Origin of the sequence: Bacteroides cellulosilyticus DSM 14838, assembly GCF_000158035.1 — a bacterium.
Classification (GTDB): domain Bacteria; phylum Bacteroidota; class Bacteroidia; order Bacteroidales; family Bacteroidaceae; genus Bacteroides; species Bacteroides cellulosilyticus.
Genome location: NZ_EQ973491.1, coordinates 1,418,772 through 1,423,528, shown reverse-complemented (window position 1 = coordinate 1,423,528; position 4,757 = coordinate 1,418,772). Strand labels below are relative to the sequence as shown.

Annotated in this window: 5 protein-coding genes; 1 reads left to right on the top strand and 4 read right to left on the bottom strand. The window is 43.4% G+C overall.

Annotated elements, in window-relative coordinates; translation table 11 throughout:
- The 3 genes from queF to BACCELL_RS17845 form a co-directional block, all read right to left on the bottom strand.
- The coding region (gene queF, locus BACCELL_RS17855) for a preQ(1) synthase (RefSeq protein ID WP_007213370.1) at positions 1–263 on the bottom strand (263 nt) is incomplete at its 3' end.
- Between the two features lie 50 nt (positions 264–313).
- Positions 314–973 carry a 7-cyano-7-deazaguanine synthase QueC gene (gene queC / locus BACCELL_RS17850; RefSeq protein WP_007213369.1) on the bottom strand — a complete coding sequence of 220 codons (660 nt, stop codon included), beginning with the start codon at positions 971–973 and terminating at the stop codon, positions 314–316.
- An 83-nt stretch (positions 974–1,056) separates the two neighbouring features.
- On the bottom strand, positions 1,057–1,737 hold the full coding sequence (locus tag BACCELL_RS17845; RefSeq protein WP_007213368.1) for a queuosine precursor transporter: 681 nt from the start codon (positions 1,735–1,737) through the stop codon (positions 1,057–1,059).
- Positions 1,738–1,896: 159 nt separating this feature from the next.
- On the opposite strand from BACCELL_RS17845, the gene BACCELL_RS17840 reads away from it, so the two are divergent.
- Positions 1,897–3,177 carry a DcaP family trimeric outer membrane transporter gene (locus BACCELL_RS17840; protein ID WP_007213367.1) on the top strand — a complete coding sequence of 427 codons (1,281 nt, stop codon included), beginning with the start codon at positions 1,897–1,899 and terminating at the stop codon, positions 3,175–3,177.
- 79 nt (positions 3,178–3,256) lie between these two features.
- Here the strand turns inward: BACCELL_RS17840 and BACCELL_RS17835 are convergent, their stop codons facing one another.
- On the bottom strand, positions 3,257–4,588 hold the full coding sequence (locus tag BACCELL_RS17835) for an OmpP1/FadL family transporter (RefSeq protein ID WP_007213366.1): 1,332 nt from the start codon (positions 4,586–4,588) through the stop codon (positions 3,257–3,259).
- Positions 4,589–4,757 lie beyond the last annotated feature (169 nt).

Sequence of the window (4,757 nt, the reverse complement as noted above, 5' to 3'; positions counted from 1 at the left end):
TGATTACGGAAACTAAACAGATAAAGTTTCAAGCTTTTACTTTCCACCATCTTTATATCAGGAATATAACTAATACGGATTTCCGCAAAGTCCGGCTGCCCGGTTATAGGACATAGGCTGGTAAATTCCGGACAATTAAAACGTACCCAATAATCATTCTCGGGATGCTTATTATCAAAAGCTTCCAGCACTTCAGGAGCATAGTCCTGCTTATATTCTGTTTTTCTCCCCAAAAGGGACAGTTGATCTTTTAATTCGGTCATAACTATTTGTTTTTAATGTAAATCAGGAGTTAAGCGAAGCGATAATTCCTTTAAATACTTAACTGCTTTAAATATTTCTCTAATCCCTCACGACGTAACTTACATGCCGGACAATGCCCGCAGCCATCACCCTGTATCCCGTTATAGCAAGTCAATGTTTCGTTCCGTATCAGATCGAGCACTCCCAATTCATCTGCCAATCCCCAGGTTTCCGCTTTGTCGATCCACATCAATGGAGTATGAATTACGAACTGCTCGTCCATAGCCAAGTTCAATGTAACATTGAGCGACTTGATAAAAGCATCCCGACAATCAGGGTATCCGCTGAAATCAGTCTGCGACACTCCTGTCACGATATGATTGATACCATGTTCACGGGCATATACAGCAGCAATACTTAGAAAGAAGAGGTTACGTCCCGGCACAAATGTATTGGGATAACTACCGGCTGGCTTTTCCTGATCCATAAGCATCGTTGTATCCGTCAGTGAGTTGTGCCCCAACTTACCGATAAAAGACACATCCATTGCTTCAAACTCCACATCAGCTTTACGGGCTATTTCCCGTGCCAGTTCCACCTCTTTCTCATGCTTCTGTCCGTACAGGAAGCTCAAAGCAACTACTCTCTTAAACTCACGTTTTGCCCAAAACAGGCAAGTGGTAGAATCTTGTCCACCACTGAATACAACTAATGCAACTTCTTTATTCACAACTATTCATTATTAATGCGAATCAGGAGTTAAAGGAAGTTATCGCTTCGCTTAACTCCTGATTTACAGTATTTATCATTACTTCAAATATCTTTGATTTTCAATATATTGTAAGAGATATCCTGATCATATACATCACTACCGTCAATACGTTTAATAGCCGCCACAACACGGATAGTAACCGGAAGAATCAGCACCTCATACAGGGATTTCAATACGATCTGAATACACATCATCACCAGCAATTCAGGCCAGGCAATAATTCCTCCGAAAGCAACAGGAAAGAATATTAGAGAGTCTGCCGTCTCCCCCACTACAGTGGACCAGATAGCACGGGCAGAGAAATGCCGTCCACCACTTGCCACTTTCATGCGGCTCATGACATAAGCGTTGAGAAACGAACCAACCAGAAAAGCTGTCAGACTCGCCGCCACAATACGCGGTGCCATCCCAAAAACAAAGTTGAAATGAGCCTCCCCCTCCCAAAATGGTGCAGCCGGTAATGCTACGGCTATCAATCCAAGCATCACCACAAAGAAATTCATAGCAAAACCACTCCAGATAATGAGACGTGCTTTACGAAAGCCCCACACCTCAGCAATGCAATCATTGATAATATAAGAAATAGGGAAAACCAGCAACCCTGCGGTAACGGTAATACCGAAAACCTGGATAACTTTAGTTTCAAGAAGATTAGCTGCAATCAGACAAACATTAAATAGAATACCCAGCAGCATAAAGGGTACAGATACTTTTTGCTTCATAAATCCTGTTTTTTACGTGGTGTTCTAGAATACACGACCGCTATTCACGGCATCATAAGATCGTTAAATCGGCTGCAAAGATACATTTTCTTCCATTGACCGCAAAACCATTTCTAATTTAAGTTGTTCAAAGGGCATTCACCAAAACCTAACTTAATAATGAAGACAATCTTAAAAGTAATGTTTCTATTGTGCGGCATCGGTTTCATTCCGTCCATAGCCAAAGCACAAGAAAAAGTGATTATTGATGACGAAGCACCTAACGGCATCGTCATGGTTACCATCGACAAGGCAGGCGATGAGATCGTCCGTATCATGAACGAATCGCAATTCAGGTACATCCACGATCCTAAAGCTCCCCGCTTCCTGTTGATGGATAAAAAAGGGAAATTCGCCCTTGGTATCGGCGGATATGTGCGTGCCACTGCCGAATATGACTTTGGCGGCATCGTGGACAACATGGACTTCATCCCTGCCTACATTCCGAATGCCAGCAAAGTAAAGAACCAGTTCCAAATGGATGCAAGTACTTCCACCATCTTCCTGAAACTGGTAGGGCATACTAAATTGCTGGGCGATTTCGTTGTATATACTGCCGGTAACTTCCGTGGCGGAGATAAGGTATTCCAGTTGCGAAATGCTTATATGTCGTTCCGTAATGTAACGGTGGGTTATACTTATGGTGGGTTCATGGATTTGGCTGCATTGCCTTCCACTATCGACTTCCAAGGCCCCAATGGTGCAACTTTCTACCGTGCCACTCAACTTGCCTACACTTACAAAGGTCTGAAAAACTGGCGTTTCCATGCATCTATCGAAGTGCCAAGCGTAGATGGCGCCACGAATGACGAACTCAGCGTAGCCCAACAACGTATGCCGGACTTCACCGCTTACGCCCAATATGGATGGGGAGCTAACAGCCATCTTCGTGTGGGTGGTATCGTGCGCAGCATGACGTATACCAGCACGCTCAGCAATCATGCGTCCGATGTTACCGGATGGGGTGTACAGGCATCTACTTCGTTCAATCTCAGTAAGAAATGGGAAATCTTCGGGCAAGCTACTTACGGAAAAGGTATCGGACAATATTTGAATGATATAAGCAATCTGAATGTGGACATCGTTCCCAATCCTGAAAAAGAAGGCAAGATGCAGGCATTGCCTATGCTGGGCTGGTTTGCCGGGGCACAGTATAATATCTGTCCGAAAATATTCGTATCCGGCACATATAGTATGTCCAGATTATATTCTGAGAATGGTTATCCCAACGATCAACCAAGCAGTTATCGCTACGGACAGTATCTCGTAGCCAATGTATTCTGGAATGTCACTCCAAACATGCAGGTAGGAGCCGAATACCTCCGTGGCTGGCGTACAGATTTCAGTAATTCAACACACCATGCCAACCGAATGAATTTGTTGGTACAATATTCTTTCTAATCAGATATATAAACAGGGAAGCCGCCTCAAAACAATGTTCGAGACGGCTTCTTCTATCATATTAGAAGTAATTATGAAATCAGAACCTGTAATCAATACTAAGGCCGAACACCTTATTAGTACGACTATAAACATTTGTACCACTCAATCCGGTACCATTATAGTTTTGAGACACTTTAGTATAGTCATCATAGGTAGTCCACATATAACCAACGTTCAAGGCAGCTCTTTCACTTAACTTCAACTTGGCTCCAAAGCCCAGAGTATAAGAATCACAAGAGAAACTGGTATCACTCTGATAATCGTTAGACAATCCGTAATCTGTAATCTGACCACCACAGCTCACTGTCAGCTGTTTGGTTACATCCCACTCAATACCTGCCAGATACTCGTTTGTTCCCTTTGTCAGAAACTTCTGCTTGCCATTGGCCATTCCTGCATTCTTGTCATCAAAGAAGTGATATTCCACAGATGCGCGCAATACCGGTATGAACTCATAGGCAACAGCCACGGATAGCATGGAAGGGATATCATTCGGAGTATTCACACCATGCTTGTAATCCGCCAATTCACTTTCAGCGGCACCAATCATACGAAGCGAGTTTTCTTTAGTGGAATTCTCAATATTCAAATTAGTCATGAACTCATACTTTGCGCCAATGTTCAGCTTGCCCAACTTGGCATCCAAACCGATAACCGGAGTAAATCCCCATCCGGTCTGGCTGCAATCCAAATCGATGCCGATAAGTTCTGTTCCGGTAGTTATCGTTCCTCCGGTAGGCAAAGGCAAATTAGTGGCGGCACTGGCATTTAATGCACCCTGATAGCCACCGGTGAAATAGTTCATGCGACCACCTGCAAAAACAGAAAGCCAGTCTGTTGCCTTATAAGTCAAGCCCAACTGTACAGAGTAAATGTACTGCTTGCCATCCATGTAGCTTTTCAGCGAATAGGCATTGCTCGGAATCTTTTGGGCTCCCAATCCGCCTATCACCATAGCATCGAACATGGGAAGACCATCATCAAACGAAGCCTTTCCACCGCCACCGGTGATACCGAAGAAGCCGGAAAGCGTCCAGTCACCCGTCTTATAAGCGGCAAACAAACTGGGAATGACAGGAGCAGATGCCTTACCCTCATAATACTTATTCAGCCCCAAACCTTCGCACGAAGCATCGATATTTCTTGTTTGAAAAGCACTCTGAATACTCAAAGACATATGAAAGCCGTCAGTCGGTAAAAACGCCAGACCTGCCGGATTGGACAAAGCACCGTCTATTTCAGTTGTAGCACCACGGGATAGCATACGAAGAAAAGCAGCATGCTGATTTGTATTCGTAAGGAGACCTCCAGCAAAAGTTGAAGTTGAAACGATTAGCAACATAAGGCTAATCAACGAAAATTTTCTCATCTAAATCTTTTTTAATTGTTAGCGGGCGCAAAGTTACAATAATATTGCACGGCTGAAAGTATTTTGTGCAAAAATGTCGCATCAGACCAACAATTAATTGAAAATAGAAACTGTTTCTAATGAAACTGATGAAAAAAAAAAGATAGATGATATCCGTTGCTCATAAGGG